Source organism: Alloalcanivorax sp. C16-2 (genome assembly GCF_046507615.1).
In the GTDB taxonomy this organism is placed as follows: domain Bacteria; phylum Pseudomonadota; class Gammaproteobacteria; order Pseudomonadales; family Alcanivoracaceae; genus Alloalcanivorax; species Alloalcanivorax marinus_A.
The window spans coordinates 867,063-893,829 of record NZ_JBKFTL010000001.1; the positions used below are offsets into that span (position 1 = coordinate 867,063).

General features: G+C 68.1%; 22 protein-coding genes. 8 read left to right on the forward strand and 14 right to left on the reverse strand.

Features of this window, described 5'->3' with window-relative positions; translation table 11 throughout:
* Positions 1 to 28: 28 nt before the first annotated feature.
* Entirely contained in the window at positions 29 to 1,873 is a 1,845-nt protein-coding gene (locus tag ACLD02_RS04085) for a hypothetical protein (RefSeq protein WP_410298002.1), read from the forward strand.
* On the opposite strand, the gene ACLD02_RS04090 is transcribed toward ACLD02_RS04085, so the two are convergent.
* The 4 genes from ACLD02_RS04090 to ACLD02_RS04105 form a co-directional block, all read right to left on the reverse strand.
* Positions 1,847 to 3,787, reverse strand: a complete 1,941-nt coding sequence (locus ACLD02_RS04090) for an amidohydrolase (protein ID WP_410298003.1) — start codon at positions 3,785 to 3,787, stop codon at positions 1,847 to 1,849. The genes ACLD02_RS04085 and ACLD02_RS04090 overlap by 27 nt on opposite strands.
* A gap of 86 nt (positions 3,788 to 3,873) precedes the next feature.
* Entirely contained in the window at positions 3,874 to 5,001 is a 1,128-nt protein-coding gene (locus tag ACLD02_RS04095) for an ABC transporter permease (protein WP_410298004.1), read from the reverse strand.
* A gap of 3 nt (positions 5,002 to 5,004) precedes the next feature.
* Entirely contained in the window at positions 5,005 to 7,740 is a 2,736-nt protein-coding gene (rbbA, locus tag ACLD02_RS04100; RefSeq protein ID WP_410298005.1) for a ribosome-associated ATPase/putative transporter RbbA, read from the reverse strand.
* Complete coding sequence (locus ACLD02_RS04105; protein ID WP_410298006.1) at positions 7,740 to 8,810, reverse strand: HlyD family secretion protein; 1,071 nt, start codon at positions 8,808 to 8,810, stop codon at positions 7,740 to 7,742. Before ACLD02_RS04105 ends, rbbA begins: the two co-directional genes overlap by 1 nt.
* A 200-nt stretch (positions 8,811 to 9,010) precedes the next feature.
* On the opposite strand from ACLD02_RS04105, the gene ACLD02_RS04110 reads away from it, so the two are divergent.
* From ACLD02_RS04110 to ACLD02_RS04120, 3 genes are read left to right on the forward strand one after another with little or no spacing between them, the layout of a single operon-like run.
* Positions 9,011 to 10,582, forward strand: coding sequence for a flavocytochrome c (locus tag ACLD02_RS04110; RefSeq protein ID WP_410298007.1), 1,572 nt, complete (start codon positions 9,011 to 9,013; stop codon positions 10,580 to 10,582).
* Positions 10,579 to 10,932, forward strand: coding sequence for a cytochrome c3 family protein (locus ACLD02_RS04115; RefSeq protein ID WP_410298008.1), 354 nt, complete (start codon positions 10,579 to 10,581; stop codon positions 10,930 to 10,932). The genes ACLD02_RS04110 and ACLD02_RS04115 overlap by 4 nt, the downstream gene beginning before the upstream one ends.
* A gap of 28 nt (positions 10,933 to 10,960) precedes the next feature.
* Complete coding sequence (locus tag ACLD02_RS04120; RefSeq protein WP_410298009.1) at positions 10,961 to 11,731, forward strand: SDR family oxidoreductase; 771 nt, start codon at positions 10,961 to 10,963, stop codon at positions 11,729 to 11,731.
* 12 nt (positions 11,732 to 11,743) lie between these two features.
* Here the strand turns inward: ACLD02_RS04120 and nqrF are convergent, their stop codons facing one another.
* The 8 genes from nqrF to ACLD02_RS04160 form a co-directional block, all read right to left on the reverse strand.
* Complete coding sequence (gene nqrF / locus ACLD02_RS04125; protein ID WP_410298010.1) at positions 11,744 to 12,961, reverse strand: NADH:ubiquinone reductase (Na(+)-transporting) subunit F; 1,218 nt, start codon at positions 12,959 to 12,961, stop codon at positions 11,744 to 11,746.
* The gene (gene nqrE, locus ACLD02_RS04130) at positions 12,958 to 13,557 is read right to left on the reverse strand and encodes an NADH:ubiquinone reductase (Na(+)-transporting) subunit E (RefSeq protein ID WP_203103104.1); all 600 of its coding nucleotides are present in this window, start codon (positions 13,555 to 13,557) and stop codon (positions 12,958 to 12,960) included. The genes nqrF and nqrE overlap by 4 nt, the downstream gene beginning before the upstream one ends.
* Positions 13,554 to 14,210, reverse strand: a complete 657-nt coding sequence (locus ACLD02_RS04135) for an NADH:ubiquinone reductase (Na(+)-transporting) subunit D (RefSeq protein ID WP_203103102.1) — start codon at positions 14,208 to 14,210, stop codon at positions 13,554 to 13,556. Before ACLD02_RS04135 ends, nqrE begins: the two co-directional genes overlap by 4 nt.
* A gap of 3 nt (positions 14,211 to 14,213) precedes the next feature.
* A complete protein-coding gene (locus ACLD02_RS04140; protein WP_410298011.1) occupies positions 14,214 to 15,020 on the reverse strand; it encodes an FMN-binding protein in 807 nt (268 codons plus the stop codon).
* Positions 15,013 to 15,798 carry an RnfABCDGE type electron transport complex subunit D gene (locus ACLD02_RS04145; protein WP_410298012.1) on the reverse strand — a complete coding sequence of 262 codons (786 nt, stop codon included), beginning with the start codon at positions 15,796 to 15,798 and terminating at the stop codon, positions 15,013 to 15,015. The genes ACLD02_RS04140 and ACLD02_RS04145 overlap by 8 nt, the downstream gene beginning before the upstream one ends.
* Positions 15,795 to 17,042, reverse strand: a complete 1,248-nt coding sequence (locus ACLD02_RS04150; RefSeq protein ID WP_410298013.1) for a hypothetical protein — start codon at positions 17,040 to 17,042, stop codon at positions 15,795 to 15,797. The genes ACLD02_RS04145 and ACLD02_RS04150 overlap by 4 nt, the downstream gene beginning before the upstream one ends.
* A 91-nt stretch (positions 17,043 to 17,133) precedes the next feature.
* Entirely contained in the window at positions 17,134 to 18,501 is a 1,368-nt protein-coding gene (gene yegQ / locus ACLD02_RS04155; RefSeq protein ID WP_410298014.1) for a tRNA 5-hydroxyuridine modification protein YegQ, read from the reverse strand.
* Positions 18,502 to 18,530: 29 nt separating this feature from the next.
* Positions 18,531 to 18,989, reverse strand: coding sequence for a hypothetical protein (locus ACLD02_RS04160; protein ID WP_410298015.1), 459 nt, complete (start codon positions 18,987 to 18,989; stop codon positions 18,531 to 18,533).
* Between the two features lie 214 nt (positions 18,990 to 19,203).
* Between ACLD02_RS04160 and ACLD02_RS04165 the strand changes: the two genes are divergently transcribed.
* Both ACLD02_RS04165 and ACLD02_RS04170 read left to right on the forward strand, forming a co-directional pair.
* A complete protein-coding gene (locus ACLD02_RS04165; RefSeq protein ID WP_410298016.1) occupies positions 19,204 to 19,800 on the forward strand; it encodes a hypothetical protein in 597 nt (198 codons plus the stop codon).
* A 63-nt stretch (positions 19,801 to 19,863) separates the two neighbouring features.
* Positions 19,864 to 21,384: a phospholipase D family protein gene (locus tag ACLD02_RS04170; RefSeq protein WP_410298017.1), complete on the forward strand. Its 1,521-nt coding sequence runs from the start codon at positions 19,864 to 19,866 to the stop codon at positions 21,382 to 21,384.
* Between the two features lie 177 nt (positions 21,385 to 21,561).
* Here the strand turns inward: ACLD02_RS04170 and ACLD02_RS04175 are convergent, their stop codons facing one another.
* The gene (locus ACLD02_RS04175; RefSeq protein ID WP_410298018.1) at positions 21,562 to 23,391 is read right to left on the reverse strand and encodes a 5'-nucleotidase C-terminal domain-containing protein; all 1,830 of its coding nucleotides are present in this window, start codon (positions 23,389 to 23,391) and stop codon (positions 21,562 to 21,564) included.
* A 196-nt stretch (positions 23,392 to 23,587) separates the two neighbouring features.
* On the opposite strand from ACLD02_RS04175, the gene ACLD02_RS04180 reads away from it, so the two are divergent.
* Together ACLD02_RS04180 and ACLD02_RS04185 are read left to right on the forward strand one after the other, a co-directional pair.
* A complete protein-coding gene (locus ACLD02_RS04180) occupies positions 23,588 to 24,130 on the forward strand; it encodes a DUF6624 domain-containing protein (RefSeq protein ID WP_410298019.1) in 543 nt (180 codons plus the stop codon).
* Positions 24,127 to 24,822 (forward strand): DUF3592 domain-containing protein, encoded by a 696-nt coding sequence (locus ACLD02_RS04185; RefSeq protein WP_410298020.1) that lies wholly within the window; start codon positions 24,127 to 24,129, stop codon positions 24,820 to 24,822. Before ACLD02_RS04180 ends, ACLD02_RS04185 begins: the two co-directional genes overlap by 4 nt.
* 118 nt (positions 24,823 to 24,940) lie before the next feature.
* Here ACLD02_RS04185 and oadA read toward each other — a convergent pair whose 3' ends face one another.
* Positions 24,941 to 26,761, reverse strand: coding sequence for a sodium-extruding oxaloacetate decarboxylase subunit alpha (gene oadA / locus ACLD02_RS04190; RefSeq protein WP_410298021.1), 1,821 nt, complete (start codon positions 26,759 to 26,761; stop codon positions 24,941 to 24,943).
* Positions 26,762 to 26,767 lie beyond the last annotated feature (6 nt).

Sequence of the window (26,767 nt, forward strand, 5' to 3'; positions counted from 1 at the left end):
CCTGGTCGGAGCGCTCGCGGGAGTCGCTATGTCCTTGTTCATGGCCCCGGCGGACGCCGGCGACTTTCCCGAACAAAGCCGCGCGGATTGGCGGGCGTCCACGGAGCGAGAGGCATTCTTGCCGCGCACCCCCGCCGCGCTGCGGGTGCCGGTGGTGGTGTTTGGCGAAGGCCGTCGCTTTGCATCCGAACGGGCGGTGGTGCTGGTGGACGCCGACTACGAGACGGTGCTTGAAGTGATCGAGCCCGCCTGGGCCAGGCTTGGATGGACGCTGGATACGGCGCCGCAAACGGTGGCGGACTGGCCCGACCCCTGGCGCCGCTGGTGGCTGGCCGCCAACCCGCAGGCGCGCCGTGCCTGGGTGGACCAGGGGCTGGCCCCGGCGCTGCGGCGGGCGGTGAGCCAGGGCGCCCTGACGGAACCGGAAAGCGCCGCCCGCCAGCGGCGCTTGCTGGCCAATGTGGCGTCCGACTCGGAAAGGATGCGTGACCTGCCCGGCTTTTCAACCCGGTTGGCGGGCGCGCGCTTCGTCCACGAAAGGCGGGAGGACAAGGTGCCGGTGACGGACTCCGCCCGGCTGCTGGACCTGAGCCCGATCCTCGGGCGGCCAGCGTCCGCCATCGTGCTGCAACGCTGCCAGTCCATTCCGCTGCCGGAACCGGTGGCGGGTAACTGGGGCGCGGCGCCTCAGTCCAAACCCCAGTGTCTGGTGCCGGCGCGTTGGCTGACCACCACCCTGGAGGCGCTGGCGGGCCAGTGGCCGGAGCAAGCGCTGCGCCTGTCCGATGACGTATCCCTTTGGATGCCTTCCGTGCCGGTGCCGGAGACCCTGCCGGCGCCCCGCTGGCGGTCGCCCGACGGCGCGGGCGCGCCGGTGAAACCGAGGGTCCGGGACCTGCGCAGCGACGATGCCCTGCAACTGAAAGCCATGGCGCCGGGGAGCGACGGCGCCTTTTTGCTGGGCGTGGACCGCCAGGCGCGGGTGGAGGGCGAGGACCGTATGATCGCCGAGCTATGGAGCCTGGACCCGGAGGCGGAGCAGGTCCAGGTGCTGTGGCGGGCGGCGGAGGGCGCCGACCGGCTCACGGCCACGGCCTCCGGCGTGTATTTTTCCGGCCGCCCGTTCGGCGAATCGCTGCCCGCCCTGTTTCGTTATCACGATGGCGAAGTGACGCACCTGCCGTTGCCGGAAGACCGCCGCCGCGCCCTGCAGGGCGGTGCCTGGGTCGCCACCGGCGACCGGTCGCAACTCGTGGAGCGGGGCGTGGACGGAATACGCGCCTGGCAGGACGGGGCGCTCTCGCCCCGGCGGGCGGTGCCGCGCGCGGCGGCAATGTCCGGGCGCTTACGGGTGCTGGGCGGCGGCGACAGCCTGTGGGTGGAGGACGATCACGGCGTGGCGGCGCTGAGTTGGAAGGACGGCGCGACCCGTCGCGCCTTCCCGGTACCGCCGCGTGTGGCCGGGGCGCCGGCGGTGACCTATCCGGACGGCCTGGACCCGCGCACCGCCCTGGTGACGGGCGCGGGCACGGTGTCGGAGACGGGCCGCTGGCTGGCCACGGCCTTCGCCGTGGAAGGCCCGGATGCCCGGGCCGGCGTCCATGTGCTGGACACCGACAAGGGCTCCGTGCTCGCTTCCATCGTTCTGCCCGGCGCCACCGGCGTGCGGCTGGCGGCGGCCTCGCCGGATGGCCGCTACCTGGCCCTGTACGACGACGGCGGCGCGCTCACCCTGTGGCGGCCCCGTGCCGGTGCCGTGGCCAAGACACTGGCGCCCCCCGCCAGCGCCCTGGCGGACCTGAGCTTCTCGGCGGACGGCGCCACCCTGCACGGCGTGGGCGGCCGTTTACTGATGAGCTGGCCGCTGGACTGAGTCGCCGCCGGCCTCGGCCGGATGCCCGGCGCCGGTGAGGCGGTGGAAGATCACCTCCAGGCCCGGCGCGAAGCAGCCGTCACCGCCGTAGTGGTCATGTTCATGAGCATGATCATGTGCATGAGCATGAGCGGCCAGCGCCGGTGCCAGGCCCAGGGCGGGCGGTACGCCGGCGGTATCGCCGGTGTCGCGGTGGTAGATGCTTGCGCCTTCCTTGATGGTCTCTTCCACGCGCAGGTCGACCAGGGTGGCCGGTTCCACGGTGAGCGGGTTGTCCGAGAGCACCACGAAGTCCGCCAGCTTGCCCACTTCGATGGAGCCCTTGCTGTCTTCCTCGAAGTGCTGCCAGGCGGACCACAGGGTCATCGCCTTCAGCGCCGTCATCACGTCCACTTTCTGGTTCTCGCCCAGCACCCGGCCGCTGCGGGTGGTGCGGTTCACGGTGGCGTCGAGCACGCGCATGGAATCCGGCAGCGCCACCGGGGCGTCGTGGTGGGTGGTGAAGCGCATGCCCCGCTCGCGCAGCCAGCCGGTGGGGGAGATGTTTTCCGCCCGCTGCGGGCCGAGCACGGAATCCCGGTGCCAGTCGCCCCAATAGAAGGTGTGCATGGGGAACAGGGACGGAAAGATGCCCAGCTCTTGTAGCGCCGGGATCTGGTCCTTGCGCAGGGTCTGGCCGTGGATCAGCACCGGGCGCACATCCACACCGGGCACCCGGGCCTCGGCTTCCCGCCAGCCCATGATCATCTGGTCGATGGCCCGGTCGCCGTTGGCGTGGGTCAGCGTTTGCCAGCGGTTTTCCAGGGCTTGCGTGTAGACCTCCACCACCTTGTCGTCGTCCACCACGCCGTAGCCGGCGTAGTCGGCGCCCTTGCCCTCCGGCGGCTGGTAATAGGGTTCGGTGAGCCAGGCGGTCTTGCCCTGGGGCGAGCCGTCCAGGGTCAGCTTGATGCCGCCGATGCGGAAGTGGTTGTGGTATTGCGGCGTGCTCTCCACGTTGTGATAGAACGGCGGCACCATCAGCTCCGCCACGCCCGGATTAAGAATGTCCGGGTAGGAGACGATGTCCGCGCGCAGGGCGCCGGCATTGGCCGCCGCTTCGGCGATCTTTACGTGCATCGGCGCGCTGCGGCCGTCCTGCAGCGTGGTGTAGCCATAGCGGGTGTAGAGCTTCTCGCCCTCCCGCAGCATGGCGATGGCCTGCTGCGGATTCATTTTCGGGAACAGCTTGCCCAGGGCCATGAAGAAGGCGTTCTCTTCCAGCAGCCCGTTGGGTTCGCCGGTGGCCGGGTCCTTGCCGATCATCCCGCCTTTGGGGTTGTCGCTGTCGGCGGTGATGCCCAGCTGCTTGAGGCCGGCGCTGTTGACCACGCCGAAGTGGGCGGACTGATGAATCACCAGCACCGGCTGATCGGTGCTCACCCGGTCCAGCTCTTCCCGGGTGGGATGGCGTTGTTCGGTCAGTTGCGAATCGTCATAGCCGAAGCCGTAGATCAGGCCGAACTGCTCGCGCAGCACCGAGTCCCTGGAAAACGTTTTCAGTGTGTCGACCATGGACGCCACGTCGGTGACGCCGCCGTCCGGTGGCGGCAGCAGGTTGGCGCTCATCGCCTGGAAGCCGACGAAGAACACATGGCCGTGGGCGTCCACGAAGCCGGGCAGCAGGGCGCGGCCTTGCAGGTCGTGCATGACGGTGGTCTCGCCCTGGTAGCGCAACACCGCCTTGCGTTTGCCCACGGCGACGATGCGCCCGTCGCGCACCGCCACGGCTTCCGCCCGAGGGTGCGCGTCGTCGATGGTGATGATCGGTCCGTTCAGCCAGATGGCGTCCGCCGGTTCGGCGGGTGGTGCGTGCTGGCATCCCGCCAAGGCCGCCAGCGTCAGCGCCGGCAACAGCCGTTTCAGTAAAGTCATGGCTCTCCCCTTTGTTCTTGATGATTGTTGTTCGGGCGGTGAGGTCGCGGTCACCGTGAGCCATCATACCCTTTTGGCGTGCGGCCTCAGGCCATTTTGACGATGGTGTTGCGAAAGCGGCGCAGGGAGAGCGCGAACAGCACGCCGCCAATGGCCAGCAACGCCAGGCATTGCGGCCACACCACGTCCAGGCCGGCGCCCCGGAACAGGATCGCCTGGCTGAGCTGTATGAAGTGGGTGGTGGGCGCCGCCAGCATGATGTCCTGCACCGGGCCGGGCATGCTCTCGCGGGGCGTGTTGCCGCCGGAGAGCATCTGCAGGGGCATGATGATCAGGATCAGCAGCATGGCGAACTGCGGCATGTTGCGGGCCAGGGTGGCCATGAAAATGCCCATGGAGGCGGTGGCGAACAGGCACAGCGCCGCGCCGGCGAAGAACAGCGGCAGGGAGCCGGCCACCGGCACGTCCAGCACGCCGCGCACCACCACGGTGATGGACACCCAGGCGGCCAGCAGCACCACCAGCCCCATGGACCAGATCTTGGCGAGCATGATCTCGGCCGGGGTCACCGGCATCACCAGAAGGTGCTCCACGGTGCCCCGCTCCCGTTCGCGGATCAGCGCGGCGCCGGTGAGAATGATGGACAGCATGGCGATGTAGTCGATCACTTCCACCAGGGCGCCGAACCAGGCCGGGTCCAGGGATGGATTGAAGCGGGCGCGCAGGGCCAGGTCCACCGGCGGTTCGGTGGTGTGGCGGTAGCGCTGGGCGAATTCGGTGATTTCGCCCATCACGATGTTTTGCACGTGGCCGCTGCCGACAAAGGCCTGGTTCATGCTGGTGGCGTCCACGTTGAGCTGGATCATCGGCGAGCGGCCGGCCAGCAGGTCCCGCTGGAAATTCCCGGGGATCACCATGGCGAAGGTGTACAGGCCCTGGTCCATGCCCGGGTCCATGCCGGCCCAGTCGATGCGGCGCGGCGTGCTGAAGTGGGGCGGGTAAAAGGCCGAGGTTATGCGCTGTGAAAGCGGTGACCGGTCCTCGTCGACGATGGCGATGGGCGCGTTGCTGAGGGTTTCCGGCATGGCCGTGGCGGCGCTGTAGACGCCTAGGGTGAACACATAAACGATCAGCAGCAGCATGGCCGGGTCGCGCCACAGGCTCCACAGCTCCTTGGTACCCAGGCGATAGCTGTTGGCGAGGAAGCGGCCCATGGCTCAGCGCTCCTGTTTGCGCAGCAGCAGGATGGCGGCGCCGACGATCACCGGCGCGGCGATCAGCAGCGGCAGCAGTGAGGCCCGCAGATCCTGGAAGCCGAGGGCCTTGTTAAAGACGCCGCGGCTGATGGTGATCATGTGGGTGGCCGGATAGAGCTCGCCGAACCAGCGCGCGCCGCCCTGCAGGGAAGACACCGGGTCGGTGAGCCCGGAAAACAGAACGGCGGGCATCATGGTGCCGATCATGGCGAAGAACATGGCGGCGATCTGGCTGCGGGTGACGCTGGAGGCCAGCAGGCCCATGCCCGTGGCGCAGACGCTGAAGATCAGCGCGGCCAGTATCAGGGTGAGGAAGCTGCCTTTCACCGGCACGCCGAACAGCGTCACCGCCATCAGCGTCATCATCAGGAAGTTGAGCATCGCCAGTGCCACGTAGGGCAGCTGCTTGCCGAGAATGAACTCGGCGCGCCGGGTCGGCGTGATGTAGAGGTTGATGATCGAGCCGCTTTCCTTCTCGCGCACCACCGCCAGGGCCGCGAGCATGGCCGGCAGCATCAGCAGCAGCAGGGGAATCACCGCGGGCACCATGGCCGGCAGGCTTTCCACGTCCGGGTTGTAGCGAAAGCGGGTCTCGATGCCGGCCAGCGGGGCGGCGGGCCGGCCGCTGCTCGCCGCCGCCTGTTCGGCGAGCCAGTGCTGGTGGATGCCCTGCACATAGCCCTGGACCACCTCGGCCCGTTGCGGCATGGCGCCGTCGATCCAGGCGCCGATGCGCACCGGCTGGCCGCGCATCAGGTCGCGGCCGAAGCCGGGCGGGATCTCCAGCGCCAGGCTCAGCTCGCCGCTGCGCATGCGGCGGTCCAGTTCGGCGTAGCTCTGGAGCGGTGGCCGTTCGGTGAAATAGCGCGATCCGGCCAGCCCCAGGGTGTAGCTTTCGCTCACCGTGGTCTGGTCCCGGTCCAGCACCGCGTAGCGCAGGTCCTCCACATCCATGGTGATGCCGAAGCCCATCACCAGCATCAGCAGCGCGGAGCCAACCAGCGCCAGGGTGGCGCGCACCGGGTCGCGCTGCAGCTCCAGGGCTTCCCGCCACAGATAGGTGAACAGCCGGCGCGGGCTGAATGGGCGGGGCCGGGCACGGGGGCCGGCGCGGGTCGGGCCATCGGGCAGGGTGTCGCTCTCGCCCTCGCCGGCGCCCGCCTCGATCAGACACTCGATGAAGGCCTGTTCCAGGGTGGCGGCGTTGCGTTTCGCCACCAGGGCGTCGGGCCGGTCGCTGTCCAGCACCTTGCCGGCGTGCATCAGGGAAATGCGGTCGCAGCGTTCCGCTTCGTTCATGAAATGCGAGGACAAAAAGATCGTCACCCGGTCCCGCCGCGACAGTTCCACCAGCAAGCGCCAGAAGGCGTCCCGGGCCACCGGGTCCACGCCGGAGGTGGGCTCGTCGAGAATCAGCAGCTCCGGCTTGTGCACCATGGCCACCGCCAGGGACAGGCGCTGGCGGTGGCCCAGGGGCAGGTTGCCCGGCAAGCTGTCGGCCACGTCGGCCAGATCGAAGCGCGCTTCCATGTCGGCGACCCGGGCATCGATCTGGTCCACCGGCACCTGGAACAGGCGCGCGTGCAGGGCCAGGTTCTGGCGCACCGTCAGCTCGCCGTACAGCGAGAAGGTCTGCGACATATAGCCCACCCGGCGGCGCACCGCGATGTCGCGGGGATCGATTTCGTGGCCGAACAGCCAGGCGCGGCCTTCGCTGGCTTCCAGCAGGCCGGTGAGCATTTTCATGGTGGTGGTCTTGCCGCAGCCGTTGGAGCCCAGGAAGCCGAAGATCTCGCCCCGGCGGATGCGGAAGCTGACATGGTCCACCGCCACGAAATCGCCGAAGCGCATGGTCAGCCCCTCGGCCTGGATGGCGATGTCGTCGCCGTCGCCGCGCAGCGGCGGAATCGTCACCGCCGAATGGCCGCGCTTTTTGTCCTCGGGCAGCAGTTCGATGAAAGCGGTTTCCAGGGAAGTGGTGCCGGTGGTCGCCAGCAGTTCGGCGGGCGTGCCGGTGGCCAGCACCCGGCCGGCGTCCAGGGCCACCAGCCAGTCGAACCGTTGCGCCTCGTCCATGTAGGCGGTGGCCACGATCACGCTCATCGCCGGCCGCTGGGCGCGCAGGCGCGCGATCAGGTCCCAGAACCGGGCGCGCGCCAGCGGGTCCACCCCGGTGGTGGGTTCATCCAGAATCAGCAGGTCCGGATCGTGGATCAGCGCGCAGCACAGGCCGAGCTTTTGCTTCATGCCGCCGGACAACTTGCCGGCGGGGCGGTCGAGAAAATCGTGCAGGCCGGTGGCGGCGGTGATCTCGTCGATGCGCCGGCGGCGCTCGGCGGCACCGTGGCCGAACAGGCGGGCGAAGAACTGAAGGTTTTCTTCCACCGACAGAGTCGGGTAGAGGTTCTTGCCCAGGCCCTGGGGCATGTAGGCGATGCGCGGGCTGACGCGGTTGCGGTGGGCGCGGCTGGCCATGTCGCCCCCCAATACCCGCACGCTGCCGTCCTGGACCGCCTGGGCCCCGGCCATCAACGCCAGCAGGCTGGACTTGCCCACGCCGTCCGGGCCGATCAGCCCGACGATGCGGCCGGCGGGAATGGACAGGGTGATGCCCGCCAGGGCCTCGGTCTTGCCATGGCGCAGGCGCACCGCCCGCAGCCGGCAGACCTCCTCGGGCGTGGCGTCCGGCGCCGTCATCAGGGCGCCCGCGGGGTCAGGCGGGCGGGCCATGCCCGGTCGGGGTCGAGGCGCACCCAGGCTTCACCGGGCAGGCCGGTCTTGACGTATTCCAGGTGTTCGCGCAGCAGCTCGCGATCGATCCGTGCCTTGACCCTGAACATCAGCTTCTGCCGTTCGCTGGCGGTTTCCACGGTCTTGGGGGTGAACTGCGCCTCGCTGGCCACGAACGAGATGCGCGCCGGGATTACGTAGTCCGGCGCCGCGTCCAGCACGATGCGCGCCTCCGCGCCCAGCGCGATGCGGCCGGCGGCCTGGGTGGGCAGGAAGAAGGTCATGTACACGTCGGACAGGTCGATCAGGTTCAGCACCCGGCCGCCGGCGCCCAGCACCTCGCCGGGCTGGGCCACGCGGAACTGCACGCGGCCGTCCCGGGGCGCCTTGAGCTGGCTGTCCTCGATTTCCGCCTGGATCCGCTCAAGGGTGGCGTCCATGGCCTCCACCTGGGAACGGGCGCTGATCAGCTGGGCGCGGGCGGCGACGATGGCGGAATCCGCCGAGGCCACCTGGGCCCGGGCGGCGGCCACCGCCGCCTCGGCGCTGCGCGTGCGGGCGCGGTCGTCGTCCAGGACCTGCGCCGAGATCGCGCCGGTCCGGTTCAGGCTTTCGGAACGGGCCAGCCGGCTCCGTGCCGCGTCCAGCTCCGCCTCCGCTCGCCGTACCTGGGCTTCCATGGCGGCCTTGTCGCTGCGCCGCATGGCCACCTGCGCCTCGGCGCTGGCCACCGCGTTGATCGCCTGGCGGCGCTGGGCGGCGGCTTCCCGGGACTGCGCCTCCAGGGTTTCGATGCGCATGGTGGCGAGCACCTGGCCGGCTTTCACGAAGTCGCCTTCCTCCACGTGGATGTCCTCCACCCGGCCGGCCAGTTTGGTGGCGATGTCGATCTCGGTGGCCTCGATGCGGCCGTTGCCGCTGGCGAAGGCGCCGTCGTCGTTCTCGGCCTGATACTGGCGCCAGCCGTACCAAGCGGTCAGGGCCAGGGCGGCGACGATGACGGCGGGCAGCAGACCTTTTTTGATAAGCGGTTTCATGGGGCTCTCGATGGTTCCGTCCCGGGAATCGTCGCCGATCCCGTCCCCGGGGTATCTCCGGGGCGGTAGGTTTCTTGACCTGGGTCAAGGAGATACGGGGAACCTCTGCGAATCTGAGTGCTTTGTGATCAATTCCTTCGGTCTCGCGTCACCTCGCTGGGAACGTTCGCGCCGGGCCGACGGCTAACAGGAGGTTTGTCGTGAGCAATAAGCAAACGCATCGTTTTCAGGCCCTGACCCGCCGCCAGCTGCTGAAAGCCGGCGGCGCTTCGATGCTCGGCGGGTTGGCCCTGGGGGCCGCCGGCCTGAGCCGCCAGGCCCGCGCCGAGGCCATGCCGGACAAGATGCCGGCTAAGTGGGACGAAGAGGTGGACGTGGTGGTGGTGGGTTCCGGCTTCGCCGGGCTGGCCGCCGCCCACGAGGCGGCGAAGGCCGGCGCGTCCGTGGCCCTGCTGGAGAAAATGCGCACCCCCGGGGGCAATTCCATCATCAGTGGTGGCGTGATCGCCGCCGCCGGTTCGCCGTTGCAGGCCAAGCAGGGCATCAAGGATTCGCCGGACAGCCTTTATGAGGACATGCTCAAGGCCGGTCTCTATTTGAACCAGCCGGAACTGGCGCGGATCGTCGCCGACCAATCGGTGGAGACCGTGCAGTGGACCATCGACGAACTGGGCGTGGAGTATTCCGGGTTGTCGCACATGGGCGGCCACGCGGTGCCGCGCTCCTACAGCGTCGCGTCCGGCAGCGGCGCCGGCATCATCGAGCCGCAGCTGGCCCGGCTCAAGGAGCTGGGCGTGGAGCCGCGTACCGGCATGCTGTTGAAGCGCCTGTTGCGCGACGACGATGGGCGGGTAAAAGGCGTGATCGTCCATCGCGGTTTCCGCCATCCGGACCTGGAAAGCGGCACGCCGGTGGCCATCAAGGCGCGGCGGGCCGTGGTCATGGCCTCCGGCGGCTTCGGCGCCGATCCGGTGTTCCGTGCCCTCCAGGACCCGCGTCTGGGCGGCGACCTGGACACCACCAACCAGCCCGGTGCCACCGCCGAGGCGCTGCGCGCCGCGCTGCACGCCGGCTGCATTCTGGTGCAGCCCTCCTGGATTCAGCTTGGCCCCTGGACCAGCCCCGATGAACGGGGCTTCGGCATGGCGCCCCATTTCGTGCAGGGCGTCACCGCCTCCTACGGTCTGTGGGTGGACACCCGCACTGGCAAGCGCTTCGTCAACGAGCTGGCGGACCGTAAGACCCGCGCCGACGCCATTCTCGCCGCCGGCAACAAGACCATCGCCTTCGCCGACGCCAAGGGCTATGGCAAAGGCACCATGGATACCTCGCAGCAGCGCCTGGGGCGGATGAAACGGAGCGGCGCCCTGATGGAATACGGCTCCCTGGAAGAGATGGCGCGGGCCCACGATATTCCGGTGAGCGAGCTGAAGGCCACGGTGAAGGCGTTCAACGACAGCGTCGACGCCGGCAAGGATTCGGAATTCGGTCGCTACATGGCCGCCAACGTGGACAAGATTGACACGCCGCCCTACTACGTCATGCGACTCTCGCCGAAGATCCACCACACCATGGGGGGCTGCGCGATCAACAGCCGGGCCCAGGCCCTGGACGTGCTGTCCAACCAGCCGATTCCTGGCCTGTATGTGGCCGGGGAGGCCAGCGGCGGCGTGCACGGCGCGTCCCGGTTGGGCTCCTGCGCCTACGCGGACTGTCTCACCTTTGGTCGCATCGCGGGGCGTAATGCCGCCGCGCAGGAGCGTTGGGCATGAGACAGGCGCAGGATCGCCTGGGCTTGAGGCTGGTCTTGCTGGTGGCGCTGGTCGGGTTCGCCGCCGGAGCGGCGGCGCAGCTCGACCAGCACCATGCCCTGAACGACGTGCCCTGCCAGGCCTGCCACGGAGCGGCGGAGCCGCCCACGGCGGTGGCCACCGAACAGTGCCTGGGCTGCCACGGTCCGCTGGAGGACCTGGGGGCCCTCACCGAGAAGGTGTCGCCGACCAATCCCCATTCCACGCCCCACGGCGCCACGTTCGCCGAATGCGACCTGTGCCACCGGGTGCATGGCCCATCGGAGAACTTTTGCGCCCAGTGTCATGACTTCAACTTCACCGTGCCATGAACGTGGCCGGGAACACAGGAGATGAGCAATGGCGATGCTGACCGATAAAGTGGCTTTGGTAACCGGCGCCGGCGCGGGCATTGGCCGCGCCACGGCGCTCAAATTCGCGGAAGAAGGCGCCCGGGTGGTGGTGGCGGATCTGAACGTGGCCGGCGGCGAGGAAACCGTCGCGCTGATCAAGAAGCAGGGCGGCGAGGCGCTATTCACCCGTGCCGACGTTACCGACGCGGCGGCGGTGGACGCCCTGATCCGCACCGCCGTGGACAGCTTCGGCCGCCTGGATTGCGCCTGCAATAACGCCGGCATCGAGGGCGCGGTGGTGCCGTTCACCGACCAGTCCGAGGACGACTACGAGGCGGTCATGAGGGTCAACGCCAAGGGCACCTTTCTGTGCCTGCGCGCCGAGATCCGGCAGATGCTCCAGAACGGCGGCGGCGCCATCGTCAATCTCGCCTCCATCGCCGGACTGATCGGCTTCACCGGGCTGGCGCCCTATGTGGCGTCCAAGCACGCGGTGAACGGCCTGACCAAGAACGCCGCCCTGGAGTTCGGCAAGCAGGGCATTCGCGTCAATTCCGTGTGCCCCGGCGGCATCGATACCCGCATGCTGGATTCCCTGGCGGACCAGGCCAGCGGCGGCGCGCAATCCTCCCGGGACATGATGGAGCCGCTGCACCCCATCGGCCGCATCGGTACGCCGGAGGAGGTGGCGGAGCTGATCGTGTGGCTGTGTTCGCCCCGGGCGTCCTTCGTCACCGGCGCCAACATTCCGGTGGATGGCGGCTACGTGGCGCAATGAGCGCCGGCCGCGTCAGGCGCTGAATTCGTCGTTGAGGATGGCGGTGGGCTCCACGCCCTGCTCATCAAGCATGGCCAGCACCGCCTCCATCATCAGCGGCGGGCCGCACAGGTAGTATTCGCAGTCCTGGGGCGCGGGGTGGTGCTTGAGGTAGTCCTCGTACACCACCTCGTGGATAAAGCCGGTGCGGCCGGTCCAGTGGTCCTCCGGGGCCGGCTCGGAAAGGGCCGCCGCCCAGGAAAAATTCCCGTGCTGTTCCGCCAGGTCATCGAACTCCTGCCGATAGAAAAGATCGGCCAGGCCGCGCGCGCCGTACCAGAAACTCATGCGGTGGGTGCCGCCCCGGGCGAGCTGATCATGGATCATGGCCCGCAGCGGCGCCATGCCCACGCCGCCGCCGATAAAGATCTTTTCCTTGTCGGTATCGCGCACGAAAAAATCGCCGAACGGCCCGGAGACCGCCACCGGGTCTCCGGCCTTCAGGCTGAACAGGTAGGACGAAACGATGCCCGGCGGCACCGGGCCGGCGCCGACCGGCGGTAGCGCCAGGCGAATGTCCAGCACGATGCGGCCCTGGTCCCGCGGTCGGCTGGCGATGGAGTAGGCCCGGTGGGTGGGCGCCGGGTTGTGCGCGCTGAGCGTTTTCACGCCGAGCCGCTCCCAGGCCGGCTCGAAGCGTGCCTCCACCGGCAGGTCGGCCAGATTGAGCGCGTAGGCCGGTGCCTCGATCTGCACATAGGCACCGGCCCGGAAGCGGAATTCCGCGTCGTCCGGCACGCGCAGCACCAGTTCCCGGATCAGCGGCGCCAGTTGGGTGGCCCGCTCCACTTCGCAGGTCCACTGCTCCGCCGCCAGAATGTCGTCCGGCACCGTCACCGACAATGGCCCCCGGATCACCACCTGGCAGGCCAGCCGCTGGCCGTCACGCAGCTGCGCCGCGCTGAGCAGGGCCTGCTCCGTGGGCAGCGCGGCGCCGCCGCCCGCCGTGACCTTCAGACGGCATTGGCCGCAGGTGCCGGCGCCGGCGCAGGCCGAGGGCACCGCGATGCCGGCGTTATTGAGGGCGCCGAGCAGGCGCTCCCCGGTGGTGGCCGTGACCTCGCGATCACCATTGACGGTGAGCGTCACCGGTTTGGCCGGCGACAGGGCGGAACGGGCCGTCATCACCAGCAGCGACAGCGCCAGGATCAGGGCGACGATCAGGCCGGTGGCAAGCAGCGTCTGCGTCATGGCCCGATCTCCGCGAACGCGGTGAAGCCCATGGACAGCAGGCCGGTGACGATGAACGCCATGCCCAGCCCGCGCAGCCCGGCGGGGATATCGGCGTAATTGAGCCGTTCGCGCAGGGCGGCAAGTGCCACGATGGCCAGTGCCCAGCCCACGCCGCTGCCGAAGCCGAACACCAGGCTTTCGCTGAAGGTGTACTTGTTCTCCACCATGAACAGGGAGCCGCCGAGAATGGCGCAGTTCACGGTGATCAGTGGCAAATAGATGCCCAGGGTGCGGTACAGCGCCGGCAGGTAGCGGTCCAGCACCAGTTCCAGAATCTGCACCATGGCGGCGATCACGGCGATAAAGGCGATCAGCTTGAGGAAGGTGAGGTCCATGCCCGCCAGGCCCAGGGCGGCCCAGGTATCGGCCCGCAGCAGATACTCGAAGATCAGGAAGTTCAGGGGCACGGTGATGGTTTGCACCACGATCAGGGCGATGCCCAGGCCGGCGGCGGTGCTCAGGCGTTTGGAAACAGCCAGGAAAGTGCAGATGCCGAGAAAGAAACTGAGCGCCAGATTGTCGGCGAACACCGAGCGCAGGAACAGATCGATCATGGTCGTCTCTCCTCGGTGTCCGGCGCGATCTTGAAGTCCGGCGGCTCGATCTGCCCTTGGCGCACGGAGCGCAGCGCCCAGATCAGCAGGCCGAGAATGAAGAAGGCGCTGGGTGCCAGCAGCATGAACTTGAGCGGCGTGAACCCGCTGCCGTCGGTGGCGACCGGCAGCACCGGCCAGCCGAACAGGGTACCGGCGCCGAACAGCTCCCGCAGGAAGGCGACGATCAGCAGAATCAGCGAGTAGCCCAGGCCGTTACCCAGGGCGTCCAGGGCCGCCGGCCCCGGCGGATTGTGCATGGCGAAGGCCTCGGCGCGCCCCAGCACCAGACAGTTGGTGACGATCAGCCCCACGAAGATGGACAGCCGCTGACTGATCGGGAAGGCGTAGGCCTGGATGATTTCGTCCGCCACCACCACCAGGGAGGCGATCAGGGTGATCTGCACGATCAGCCGGATGGACGAGGGAATGTGGCGGCGGATGGTCGAGATGATCACGCTGCTGGCCATCAGCACCAGGGTGAGAGCCACCGCCATGGTGGCGGCGGTGGTCAGCGAGGTGGTGACCGCCAGCGCCGAACAGATGCCGAGGATCTGCAGGGTCACCGGGTTGTTGTCGAGGATCGGGTGGGACAGCACGCGCAACCATTTCATCGTTCAGCGCCCGTCCTTCGCCAGCCGTTCCAGCACCGGGCCGAAGCCGTCCGGGCCGAGCCAGAATTGAATGCCGTTATTGATGGCGTTGCCGGTGCGGGTGGCGCCGGTGATGCCTTCCACCTGGAACTCGTCGGTGCCACCGCCGCGCACCACGCTCAAGCGGAGCTGGCCATCCGGGCCGGCCACGCGCTTGCCCCGCCAGCGCGCCTGCCAGGCCGGGTCGTCGATGCGCGCGCCCAGCCCCGGAGTTTCCCCCTGCTCGACGATGGAGAACGCGGCCACCGTTTGGAGGTCGCCTTCCAGGGCCAGGTTGGCGCGGATGGTGGACTGGTAGCCCTGGGTGACCACCGGCAGGATCACCAGCCTCAGCCGGCCGTCCTCGCGCAGCACATGGATCGGTACGAGGTCGGGGCGCTCGCCGAGACCGGCCAGGTCGCGCTCCGGGTCGAGCGGCGTGGTGGAGACCGGGTCGCTGAAGGCGTGCTCCACGTCCAGGGTGTCGGGGGCGACGTCCCGCGCCGGCTCGCCGGTGCGCAGGTCGATGATCAGGGTTTCCAGCTCGTCGCCGCCGGTGCGCTCGATCAGGGCCGCCATGTCCGGCATGGCGGCCAGCATGGCGTCCATGCGCGCCGCCTGCTCGGCGCGCCGGTTGGCTTGTTGCACCGGGTCCAGGATCACCGCCGTGGCGGACACGATCACGGTGCACACGGCGGACACCAGGAAGGCCACCGCCAGGGTCTTGGCGCGGCTCTCATTGGGCAGCGCCAGCAGCTTGCGCCACAGGCTCAGCGGGTTCAGGTCAGGCATCGGGCGGTCTCCAGGAGCGGATCGTGGCGGCGATCACGGCGGCGTCGATCAGTGGCGCGAACAGGGACGCGACCAGGGTCGCCAGAACCACCGCCCGGGGGCCGTCAAAAACGCCGTCGTGCCAGCCGAACAGCACCAGCAGCACGCCGGCGAGGGCCCCCTGGAACCAGCGCCCCGGCCGGGTCGCCGAGGACGCCACCGGGTCGCCGGCCAGGAACACCAGGCCAAACAGGGCGCTGCCCTGGCTCAGGACCGCGCCGGCGGCCTGGTCCATGGCCAGGGACGTGGCCACCACGCCGAGCAGGGTGGCGAGCAGCAGTTGCCAGGAGAGCACGCCGGTGACCAACAGCATCAGCGCGCCGGGCACCACCGCCAGGGCCAGCGGCGCCCCCCCGGTGGGCACCGGGGTGGCCGGGAAGGCGAAGTACAGAAAAGCCAGGGTGGCCACGGCCGGATTGATGACGTTGCGTCCCCAGCCACCGAAAATCTGCTCGCCGAGCACGATGCCGAAGCTGGCCGCCAGCAGCATTTGCCAGGGCTGGAAGTCGCCGGCGGCCAGCACGCCCACGGCGAACGCCGTGGCCACGGCGATGGGCGACACCGGTTGGGCGCGGGTCCACAGAAACACCAGTTGCCAACCCAACGCCGCCAGCAGTGTCCAGACCATGGCCTCCAGGGCGGCGACGCTGAAGCCGGCGATGGCCCCGGCCGCCGCCGGCAGGGTGGCGGCGACGATCAGCCAGGCCAGGGTGTCGCGATGCCAGACGCCGCCTCTCATGCTTCTCTCTCCAGGTGGTCGAGAACGGCGCGCAGCCGTCGTCCGAAATCCGTTTGGCCGCCGGTGACGTAGGTGGCCAGGGCCAGATCTTCCTCGGCGAGATGCAGGCAACCGAGGCGCGTGGCGGCTTCCACGTCGCCGATGGACAACGCGCGCAGAAGTGGCACCACCGGGGCGGTGCTGCCCAGGGTCCGCTCCAGGCTTTGGGTGGGAATGAACGGCGCCGGTCGCCGCGCCTGGCGTAGAGCGTCGAGCAGCCAGTGGGTACGGCGCGGCGGTGGCCGGTCGAGTACGGTGACCTGGCGGTGATAGCGGCCCAGGAAGGCACTCTCGCGACCGGCCAGCACCGGGCCGGACAGGATCACCTTGGCGCCGGAGGCCGCATCGGGCCCGACCAGGGCGTGCAGATCGGCGCCCTGGGGCACGCGCACCAAGCGTGGATCGCGGCTGCCCGGGCCGGACAGCGCGACGATCCGGAACGGGTCGATGCGACCGGTGGCGAGCAGATGGCCGATGGCGATCAGGTCCTGATAATCGATGTGCCAGACCACCTCGCCACGGCGGGGCAGCCACAGCCTGGCGATGTGGGTGCCGACCAGACCGGCCGGGTGCGGGCCCGCGCAATCCACCACCCGGAGTTGAGCGTCCCCGGTGGACAGGGGTGGCCCGGGGGCCTGGCAGAGGAATACGGGGCCGTCGGTGAGCAGCCTTACCGCCGCCAGGCCACGCGCGAAATGGTCGCCCCGTTCCTGGATGAGGGGGCGCGGGTCCGGGGCGTGGGGCGCGGTGTCGATGGCGGTGACGAACACCGCCGCCGGGGAAGTTCGCGGCGCGGCGATGCGTTCGAAGGGGCGGGCGCGAAGCGCCGGCCATTGGCCGGCTTCGAGCAGCAGGGCGCGCAGGCCCCAGGCGTCGCCGGCGCGGGAGACATCGAAGGCGCGCCGCTGATCCTCGCCGTTGGCGGCGATGACAAGGGCGGCCAGCCGGCGCCGCCGGCCGGTCTCGATGCGCTCCACCCGACCGGACAGCGGGGCGCAGAATAGCAGGTCGGGGTCGGCCCGGTCGCGCAGAACCGGCGTGCCGGCCAGCACCGGCTGGCCCGGTTCCACCAGCGGTTCGACGCGCCGGTGGCCCAGGTCGTCGCCGAGCAGGCCGATCCTGGAGGGGACGATGTCCCGATCGACCCGGGACGCTGGCGCGCCCTTGAGGGGAACGGTCAGTCCACGCCGCACCACAATCCGCATAGGCCCCTCAGATCCGTGCCGCCCCACGGCCAGCGTGGGGCGAGGTGGGTGCCCGGGCCGGCCCCGGACGCCGGGCAAACATCCCAGCAGATTAGGAGTGGGCCACTGGTTGTTTATTGATCTGCGTCAAAGTGGCGCCGGAGTCCGGCGCGCGCCTGTCCAGGCAGCGGGCCAGCATGGCGAAGCCGAGTGCCTCGTCACCCAGGCCGTCGGGACGAGGAATACGCACCACATGGCCGTCTCCGGGCGCTACCTGAATGGCGTCGCCCTGTTGATTCTCCAGCCCGTCCAGTTGGAAGCGACGGTTACCCTCCGGCGTGATCAACAGCACCTGGTCGCCGCGCTCAAAGCGGTTTTTCACCGCCAGGGTCAGCCAGTGGTCGTCGGCCTCGATCACCTCCGCCGCCAATTGCTGGCTGCCCAGATGGGCGGTGCCGGCTTCGTAATGCTGGTAGGCCTGGGGCGGATGGCGGCGGAAGAAGCCCTCGGTGTAGCCCCGGTGGGAGAGGGCTTCCAGGTCGTCCATGAGCGCCATGTCGAAGGGCCGCCCGGCGGCGGCGTCATTCAATGCGCGCCGGTAGACCTGGGCGGTGCGGACGGCGTAGTAGACCGACTTGGTGCGGCCCTCGATCTTCAGCGAGTGCACGCCCATGTCGGCCAGGGCCTGAACGTGCTGCACCGCGCGCAGGTCCCGGGAGTTCATGATGTAGGTGCCGTGCTCGTCCTCGTGCAGGGCGATGGCGCGGCCCGGGTCGTTGGGCTCCGCCACCAGCAGCGAGGGGGGCTCGCGCACCGGGATCAGGTCGCCGCTGTCGTCGGCGCGGGCGGCCACCGGCTTGTAGTCCCAGCGGCAGGCGTTGGTGCAGGCGCCCTGGTTGGCGTCGCGGTGGTTCATGTAGCCGGACAGCAAACAGCGGCCGGAATAGGCCATGCACAGGGCGCCGTGGACGAACACTTCCAGCTCCATGGCCGGCACTTTTTCACGGATTTCCCGGATTTCGTCCAGGGCCAGCTCCCGGGACAGGATCACCCGCTGGATGCCGTGGCGGCGCCAGAATTCCACGGTGGCGTAATTGACCGCGTTGGCCTGCACGGAAAGATGGATGGGCTGCTCCGGCCAGCGTTCGCGCACCATCATGATCAGGCCCGGGTCGGACATGATCAGCGCATCCGGACCCAGCTCGATGATGGGTTCCAGATCGCGCAGGTAGCTGCGCACCTTGTCGTTGTGCGGGCTGACGTTGGAGGCCAGATAGAATTGTTTGCCTCGGGCGCGGGCTTCGGCGATGCCCTCCGCCAGGGCGGCTTCGTTCTTGAAGCTGTTGTTGCGCACCCGCAGGGAGTAACGGGGCTGGCCGGCGTAGACGGCATCGGCTCCGTAGGCGAAGGCGTAACGCAAATGCTTGAGGGTGCCGGCCGGAGACAGCAGCTCCGGCGCGGCGGGGGTGGTATCGGGCATGGATGGGTCTCGGAGGTGGCGCGCGGTACTCAGAGGTCGTCCAGCTCGCCGGCGTCCCGGGCCATGCGCCTGGCTTCGTTCTGTTCCAGTTCCAGCAGGTTGGTCATCAGCGCCTGGGTGCTGGGCACTTCCGCGCGGCTGGCCATGTAACGGTAGAACTCGATGATCTTGTTGTGCTGGGCCAGCACGGCGCTGATGATCTCGTCCGTACTCTTGTTCTTGAAGTCGGCGGCGCAGGCCTCGTGGGGCCGCACCGGCGCCTTCTCGAAGAATTCGTAAGCCCAACTGTGCAGCGCCGCCGGGTCGGCGTCCTTCTGGCTGCTTTCCAGGATACGGTTGAGGCGGGTTTCGTGCTCCTGGACATAGTCGAGCAGCATGCGCACTTTCTCCTGGCGGCTGCCGGCGCCGCAGTGAGCGGCGCAGTCGGCCAGGTTGCGGTGCACGGCCCGGGTCCAGTCCAGGACATCGGAGAAGGTCTCCACTTTCATCGCGGTCTTCCTGTCATAGCCGGACTCCTTATTTTGGAATAAGAGTCATAACACCCTAATCGCTCCCCGTTGGTCGCTTTTTGATCTGCATCAAAACAGCGTGCTCGGGCCGTTTCACGGTTAGGCGCCGGTTTCGTTGCCGAGGCGGCGGCGCTTGGGTAGGTTGGTCCACCCTTTTGACGTGTTAGCGGGATGAATAACCGTGGAGAGAACCTTGGCGTCCTTGGGGCGTTGGCTGGCATTGTCGGTGATCGGTGGCGTGGCGTTGTTCATGGCGGTGGCCCGCTGGGGCGAATCGGCCCGGGCGGAGGAGCGAAGCGGCTGGTTGTACCAGCAGTTCGGCGATCAGGGCGTGGTGCTGGGCATGCTGGCCATGGGGCTGGTGTTCCTGGTGCTGGGGCTGATCGGCATGGCGCGCTCCGGCCGCGCCCTGTGGCGCCACCGGCAGGCGGGCAGTCCGTCTTCGCCGCCCAGCGCCGCGACGCCCGGTGGCGTGCGTCTGGCCGGCGGATTGCTGCTCACCGGCGGCGTGCTGTGGACGGTGTTTTACCTGGGTGGCAAGGCCCGCGCCCTGGCCACCGGCGCGGCCGCCGTGGAGTACGGCTATCTGGCGGTGCTGGTCGGGCCGCTGGCGGTGGCGCTGGGGCTGTTCTATCTGCAGGTGCGGCCCGGCACGCTGCAGGGCGTGCAGGCCATGAACCGGCGCGAGCGGCTGTGGTTCCTGGTGTTCCTGGCCGTCGGCATACTCGCCGGCGTGGCGCTGGGCGTCGGCCTGCCGGTCTGGGCGCCGATGCTGGCGGGCGGTCCCTGAGCGCGGTGGGGTACACTTGCCCGGCGGTGCCCTGACAAGGAGAGAATCATTAAAACCCCCGCCTTGATCGTATTGCTGCTGGCGGCCCTGGTGTCCGGGTGCGCGCTGCCGTCCCTGGACGGGCGCTCCGCGTCCCGGGCCCTGTCGCCGGAGGAAAGCCGCGCCACGGCGCTGGGGCGGGCGTTGCGCCCGGAGGCGCTGCGCCATCCCGGCCTCACCGGCGTGTCGCCCCTGCCGGACGCCCACGATGCCTTCGCCTCCCGGGTGCTGCTGTCCATGGCGGCGGAGAAAACCCTGGATGTGCAGTACTACATCTGGCACGACGACGTCACCGGCATGCTGCTGTTGCGCGCCCTGTATCAGGCCGCCGAGCGGGGCGTGCGGGTGCGCCTGTTGCTGGACGACAACGGCACCGCCGGGTTGGACGACGACCTGGCGGCGCTGGCCACGCACCCCAATATCGAAGTCCGCCTGTTCAACCCTTTCGTGGTGCGCCGGCCCAAATGGCTGGGCTATGCGTACGACTTTTCCCGGTTGAACCGGCGCATGCACAACAAGGCGTTCATCGCCGACAACCAGGCGCTGATCGCCGGCGGTCGCAATGTGGGTGACGAATACTTCGGCGCCTCCGACGGCATGTTGTTCAACGATCTGGATGTGCTGCTGGTGGGCGAGGTGGTGGATTCGGCGTCCCGGGATTTCGACCGCTACTGGGGCAGCCGCTCCGCCTATCCGGTGGCGCGGATTCTGTCGTCCCCGCCAGAGGACGCACTGGCCGGTTTCGTGGCCCGGGCGGAGGCACTCAAGGCGTCGCCGGCGGCGGCGGACTACCAGCGCGTGATCGCCGCCTCGCAATTCGTCACCCGGCTGATGGAGCGTTCCCTGGAACTGGAATGGGTGCCGGTGGAAATGGTCAGCGACGACCCGGCCAAGGGGCTCGACGAAGCCGAGCCGGAAGGCCTGCTGATCCATCAGATGGAAGCGGCCCTGGGCGCGCCTCGGGATTCGCTGCTGCTGGTCTCGCCCTATTTCGTGCCCACCGCCGACGGCACCGACGCCTTCCGCGCCCTGCGCCGCCAGGGCGTCACTGTGAAAGTACTGACCAACTCCCTGGCCGCCACCGACGTGGCGGCGGTGCACGCCGGTTACCAGAAACGACGCAAGGCGCTGCTGAAAGCCGGCGTGGAACTCTACGAGCTGCGCCGGCTGTCGCCGTCGAAGCGCAACGAAAGCGCCGGGCCGTTCGGCAGTTCCGGCTCCAGCCTGCACGCCAAGACCTTCGCCGTGGACGGCGAGCGGGTGTTCGTGGGCTCGTTCAATTTCGACCCGCGCTCGGCGAACCTGAACACCGAGCTGGGTTTCCTGATTCACAGCGAAGCCCTGGCCAGCCGCATCGACGCCGCCTTCGAAACCGTGATTCCGGCCAACGCCTACGCGGTGAAACGGGATGACGACGGCGACCTGTACTGGCTGGAGCCGGACCAGGGTGGCACCGTTCGCCATGAGCGGGAACCGGCCACCAGTGTCTGGCGCCGGGGGTGGGTGCGCTTCGTCTCCTGGCTGCCGGTGGAATGGCTGCTATAAATCGGAGATTTGGTAGGAGCGACTTCAGTCGCGATTTACCGCGGTGCTATCTTCATCGCGACTGAAGTCGCTCCTACACCAAGGTCTTCAATCGCGGAGCCAAGTCCTTTCGTGGTCGGCGGGCAGCCCATAAAAAAGCCGGGCGGAAACCTCCGCCCGGCTTGATCGTTCCGGCGACTAGCGCAGGTCGGTGACGGACTTGAGGCTGTACTGGTTCGGGTCCAGCGCCGGCAGGGTCTGATCGGGCAGCTCTTCGCGGAAGTACTCCAGCAGCGGCACCACATAGGTGACGTTGGAGTCCTCGAAGGCATCCGGGTTGTTGGCCTGCACCTCGCCGAAGGTGACGTAGCCGTCCTTGCCCTGGCCGGTGAAGGAGTTGGTGGCCACCGAGTAGGTTTCGCTTTCCACGATGGGCGCCCAGTTGCCGTTGTCGTCGCGCACTTCCACGTTTTCGATGCCGGTGCCTTCCGGGGCGCCCAGCGTCACGTCGTAGCGCAGGCCGGCGGAGTAGGGGAAGGCGCCGGTGGAGGCGGAGATGCCCTGGGCGTAGTCCAGGCCTTCGTTGAGCACCTTGACGATCTCGGCGCCGGTCATATCGATGGTGACCACGGTGTTGGAGAACGGCAGGATGTCGTAGGCGTTGGCCACGGTGAAGGTGCCGTCGTTGAGCGGCGCGCGCACGCCGCCGGCGTTCTGGATCGCCACGTCGGCCTTGGGCAGATACTTCAGGAAGGCGTCGGCCACCACCCAGGCGGCGTAGCTGCCGGTGGGCGTGTCGCCGGCGTTGAACGGCGCCGGGATGCGCTCGAAGGGCATCGGTTCGGTGACCTGGCCCAGGGTTTCCTGCTTGAAGCTTTCCATCTGCTCTTTATAGGGCGCCAGGATGTCCAGGATTTGCTGGGATTCCTCGGCGGTGCGGATGGTGGTGAGATCGTCGATCACTCCGTTGATGCGGGCGGTCTGGTCCGCGTCGGCGGTGACCCAGGCGCCGCCGGCGTCCTGCACCTGGTAGGGCCCGCCCACCAGCAGTTCCATGTTGCCGTCGATGTCGGTGACCACGCCGTCCGCGTCGAAGTCGATGTTCAGCCGCCCGAGGCCCTTGGCGTATTCCCAGGCTTGCACGATGTACACCGGCTTGCCGTCCGGGTCCTGGACCACGGTGGGGTAGTCGCCGTCCACCTCCAGGCCCATGGCGGCCAGTTCGCCGGTGGAGTCCAGTACGTTGTGGGTGTCGCCGCCGATGATCACGTCGATGTCGCGCACATTTTCGGCGAGCACCTGGTCGAACTCATAGCCCAGGTGGCTGAGCACGATGAACTTGTTGATGCCCTGATCCTTCAGCGCATAGATGTGGTCGCGCACGGACAGGATCTCGTCGTCGAATTCCACCGCGTCGGTGACCAGGGAGGACTCCCGGGTTTTCTCCACTTTCAGCACGCCGATCACGGCCACCCTCTCGCCGTCGATCTCCTTGACCACGTAGGGCTTGATGTCGGAGTTGAACAGCGGGCTGTCCACGGTGGGATGGATGTTGCCGGTGATCACCGGGAAGTTGGCGATTTCCAGCAGGTCGCGAAGGTGTGCCTCGCCTTCGTCGAACTCATGGTTGCCGAGCTGGTAGGCGTCCAGGCCCAGCGTGTTGAACACTTTGAAGTCCACCTCGCCCTTGAACAGGCTGAAATAGAGGGTGCCGTTCAGCTCGCCGTTGTTGAGCACCAGGGTATGGTCGTCCCGGTAGTCGTTCATGGCGGTGATGATGCGCGGGAAGCCGCCCAGGCTCAGCCGTACCGGCTCGTTGCCGGGCTGGTCCGGGTCGTAGTCGATGTTCAGGTCGTAGCTCTGGCCTTCGAAATAGGAGTGGTGGTCATTGGTGTACAGAACCTGAAGGTTAAGTGGCTTCGCCTCCTCGGAGGCGTTGCCATGGTGGTCATCATCACCGCCGCAGGCGGCGAGAAAAAGTGACAAGCCGGTGACGGCAAGGGCCGGAAAACGGAGTTGGAAAGGCACGGTCGGCTCCCATGGATTCGAATTAAAGGTCAGCCCGCGAGGCTAGACAGCGGGGATGACAGCGCGGTGGCAGTTTCGTGTCGGCGTTGTTTTCGTATCGGTGTTGTCTTGATCGCCGACGGTGCCCTGATTCCAATTGGTGAAGCTGGTAAAGTGCCGTCCTCCACAGGCAGGACCAACACCCACGAGGATGACCATGAACCAGGAACTCGCCGATCGACTCACGGCCATGGCCGAGGACGACAAACGCACCCTGGCGGTGCTCACCGAGCGCGGTGAACTGCCCGCGCCGGACTACCACCCGGAGATGCGCGCCGTTCATGAACGCAACGCCGAGGCTCTGGAACGGATTCTCGATGAGCACGGCTGGCCCGGCGTGACCCTGGCGGGGGAGGCAGGTGGCGAGGCGGCCTGGTTGATCGCCCAGCACGCCATGTCACGGCTGGACCTGATGGCGCGTTGCGCCACGGCGGTGGAAGAGGCCGCCTCGGTGGGTGACGCTCCGGGCTGGCAGTCCGCCTATCTGCGCGACCGTCTGTGCGTGCTCAACGGCGAGCCGCAGCGCTACGGCACCCAGTTCGACATGGACGAGGAGGGCTGGCCGGTACCGTGCCCGATCGCCGACCCGGCCATGGTCAACCTGCGTCGCTGGGCCCTGGGTCTGGACAGCCTGGAAGACCGGGTGGAAAAACTCCGCGAGCGGGAACGCGAGCGCCGTGCACGAGGCGCTGAATCATGAAAGTCACTACCGTGGCCGGTGGCGGCCTGCTGCTTTTTGGTGTCCTGACCCTGGCGGGCAGCGCTGCGTCGGCGGTGAGTACTTCCCGTTTTCTGGAGACGGCGGTGACCACCTCCGGCGTGGTTACCGACCTGGTGCCCAAGCGGGACAGTGACGGAGACGTCCTGTACAGCCCGAAGGTGCATTTTCGCGACCGTGACGGTCGCAGCGTGGTGTTCGTGCCCAATATGAGCAGCCGCCCACCGGCTTACTCGGTGGGCGAGGGTGTGGAAGTGCTGTACGCGCCCGGCGACAGCGGTGACGCCCGGATCAGGAGTTTCTTTTCCCTGTGGGGCTTATCGCTGATCGCCGGGGTGGTGGGCCTCATTCTGACCGTGGTGGGAACCGGCTTGCTGCTGTGGCCCAGATGGAAAGCGCGCAAGGTGGCCTGGCTGCGCAAGAATGGCCAGAAGGTGGCCGCCGAGCCGGTGGAGGTGGTGTTGGACCACTCCCTGCAAGTGAATGGCCGCCACCCCTACCGGATCGTATGCCAGTGGAGCGATCCGGTGAGTGGCGAGACCCATGTGTTTCGCAGCGACGCGCTCTGGGCCGACCCGAGCCCGGCCCTCGGCAGTCAGCCGCTGACCGTCTGGGTGGCGCCGGACAATCCGCGCCGTTACCACGTGGATCTCGCGTTCCTGGAAGCGCGATAGAACGCGCCTACTTTTTTGGTGGGATAAAAAAACGCCGCGACGGTTAAGGCGAACGTCGCGGCGGTGAAAACGGCGCCCGGGGCGGGCGCCGGTGGAGTCGAACCCCGTAAGGGAAAAATCAGCGCACTTCGATCAATACTTCCCCCGGCGTCACTCGGTCGCCCTTGGCGACGAAGATGCCCTGCACGGTGCCGCCGCTGGGGGCCTGTACCTCGGATTCCATTTTCATTGCTTCGATCACCAATACCGGCTGGCCGGCTTTCACTTCGTCGCCTTCCGCCACCAGCACATCGACGATGTTGCCGGGCATGTTGGTGGTCACGTCGCCGGGGCCGCCTGCCTGCTTGCGGCCGCCTTCCCCGTCGCCTTTCTGGTAGGCGTTGAGCGGCTCGAAGATCACTTCCTCGGGCATGCCGTCCAGGGTCAGGAAGAAGCGGCGCTTGTCGCTGCCCTTCAGGCCCACCCCGGTGATCGCCACCTGATAGGTTTCGCCGTGCACGTCGATCATGAACTCGGTGGGCTGGCCGGCCACTTCGGCGGCGGCCTGGCCGCTGTCCGGCGGCAGCAGCGGCTCGGGTTTGAGCGTGCCGGCGGCCCGTTCTTCCAGGAAGGCACGGCCGATGTCCGGGAACATGGCGAAGGTGAGCACGTCCTCTTCGTTGCCTGCCAGTTCGCCGATGTCCTGGCGCAGCTTGTCCAGCTCCCGGGGCAGCAGGTCCGCCGGGCGCTGGTCGATGACCTCCTCGTTGCCCACGGCGCGCCGTTGCAGGGTGGTGTCCACCGGCGCCGGGGCGGCGCCGTAGTGGCCCAGCAAATAGCGCTTCACTTCATTGGTGATGGTCTTGTAGCGCTCGCCGGCGAGCACGTTCATCACCGCCTGGGTGCCGACGATCTGCGAGGTGGGCGTGACCAGTGGCGGGTAGCCCAGATCCTCGCGAACCCGGGGGATTTCCGCGAACACCTGGTCGATCTTGTCCAGGGCGCCCTGTTCCTTCAGCTGGTTGGCCAGGTTGGACATCATGCCGCCGGGCACCTGGTTGACCTGCACACCGATGTCCTCGCGGGTGTAGTCACTCTCAAACTGATGGTACTTCTTGCGCACCTCGCGGAAGTGGTCGGCGATGGGCTGCAGTTTCTCCAGATCGAGCCCGGTGTCGTAAGGCGTGCCTTTCAGGGCCGCCACCATGGACTCCGTGGCCGGGTGGCTGGTGCCGCCGGCGAACGGCGACATGGCCGTATCGATATGGTCCACGCCATTCTCGATGGCTTTCAGTTGGCACATCGGGGCCAGCCCGGAGGTGTTGTGAGAATGCAGGAACAGGGGCAGGTCCACCGCGTCCTTGAGGGCGGCCACCAGCTCGCCGGTGGCATAAGGGGTGAGCAGGCCGGCCATGTCCTTGATGGCGATGGAGTCGCTGCCCATGTCGGCGAGGCGCCGAGCCAGAGCCACGAACCGCTCCGGGGTGTGCACCGGGCCGGTGGTGTAGCAGAGCGTGCCCTGGGCGTGCTTGCCGTTGGCCTTCACCGCGCGCAGGGCGGTTTCCAGGTTGCGCGGGTCGTTCATGGCGTCGAACACCCGGAATACGTCGATGCCGTTGGCGGCGGCGCGTTCCACGAAGGCGTCCACCACGTCGTCGCCGTAGTGGCGGTAGCCGAGCAGGTTCTGGCCGCGCAGCAGCATTTGCAGGCGGCTGTTGGGCAGCGCCTGGCGCAGTTGCCGCAGCCGCTCCCAGGGATCTTCCTTGAGAAACCGCACGCAGGCGTCGAAGGTGGCGCCGCCCCACACCTCCAGGGACCAGAAGCCGGCCGCGTCCAGTTGTTCGCAGATCGGCAGCATGTCCTCGGTGCGCAGGCGCGTGGCGATCAGCGATTGGTGACCGTCGCGCAGCACCACGTCGGTGACTTCGATTTTCTTGCTTTTTGTGGCGTTCGTATTCATGGCGGG

Excerpts from the sequence above, each read along its gene's own strand:
- ACLD02_RS04135 (WP_203103102.1), bottom strand. The coding sequence starts at position 14,210 with ATGAAATGGTTGCGCGTGCTGTCCCACCCGATCCTCGACAACAACCCG.
- ACLD02_RS04090 (WP_410298003.1), bottom strand. The coding sequence starts at position 3,787 with ATGACTTTACTGAAACGGCTGTTGCCGGCGCTGACGCTGGCGGCCTTG.
- ACLD02_RS04140 (WP_410298011.1), bottom strand. The coding sequence starts at position 15,020 with ATGCCTGACCTGAACCCGCTGAGCCTGTGGCGCAAGCTGCTGGCGCTG.
- oadA (WP_410298021.1), bottom strand. The coding sequence starts at position 26,761 with ATGAATACGAACGCCACAAAAAGCAAGAAAATCGAAGTCACCGACGTG.
- nqrE (WP_203103104.1), bottom strand. The coding sequence starts at position 13,557 with ATGATCGATCTGTTCCTGCGCTCGGTGTTCGCCGACAATCTGGCGCTC.
- ACLD02_RS04160 (WP_410298015.1), bottom strand. The coding sequence starts at position 18,989 with ATGAAAGTGGAGACCTTCTCCGATGTCCTGGACTGGACCCGGGCCGTG.
- ACLD02_RS04105 (WP_410298006.1), bottom strand. The coding sequence starts at position 8,810 with ATGAAACCGCTTATCAAAAAAGGTCTGCTGCCCGCCGTCATCGTCGCC.
- ACLD02_RS04095 (WP_410298004.1), bottom strand. The coding sequence starts at position 5,001 with ATGGGCCGCTTCCTCGCCAACAGCTATCGCCTGGGTACCAAGGAGCTG.
- ACLD02_RS04115 (WP_410298008.1), top strand. The coding sequence starts at position 10,579 with ATGAGACAGGCGCAGGATCGCCTGGGCTTGAGGCTGGTCTTGCTGGTG.
- yegQ (WP_410298014.1), bottom strand. The coding sequence starts at position 18,501 with ATGCCCGATACCACCCCCGCCGCGCCGGAGCTGCTGTCTCCGGCCGGC.
- ACLD02_RS04145 (WP_410298012.1), bottom strand. The coding sequence starts at position 15,798 with ATGAGAGGCGGCGTCTGGCATCGCGACACCCTGGCCTGGCTGATCGTC.
- nqrF (WP_410298010.1), bottom strand. The coding sequence starts at position 12,961 with ATGACGCAGACGCTGCTTGCCACCGGCCTGATCGTCGCCCTGATCCTG.
- ACLD02_RS04120 (WP_410298009.1), top strand. The coding sequence starts at position 10,961 with ATGGCGATGCTGACCGATAAAGTGGCTTTGGTAACCGGCGCCGGCGCG.
- ACLD02_RS04185 (WP_410298020.1), top strand. The coding sequence starts at position 24,127 with ATGAAAGTCACTACCGTGGCCGGTGGCGGCCTGCTGCTTTTTGGTGTC.
- ACLD02_RS04180 (WP_410298019.1), top strand. The coding sequence starts at position 23,588 with ATGAACCAGGAACTCGCCGATCGACTCACGGCCATGGCCGAGGACGAC.
- ACLD02_RS04085 (WP_410298002.1), top strand. The coding sequence starts at position 29 with ATGTCCTTGTTCATGGCCCCGGCGGACGCCGGCGACTTTCCCGAACAA.
- ACLD02_RS04150 (WP_410298013.1), bottom strand. The coding sequence starts at position 17,042 with ATGCGGATTGTGGTGCGGCGTGGACTGACCGTTCCCCTCAAGGGCGCG.
- rbbA (WP_410298005.1), bottom strand. The coding sequence starts at position 7,740 with ATGACGGCGCCGGACGCCACGCCCGAGGAGGTCTGCCGGCTGCGGGCG.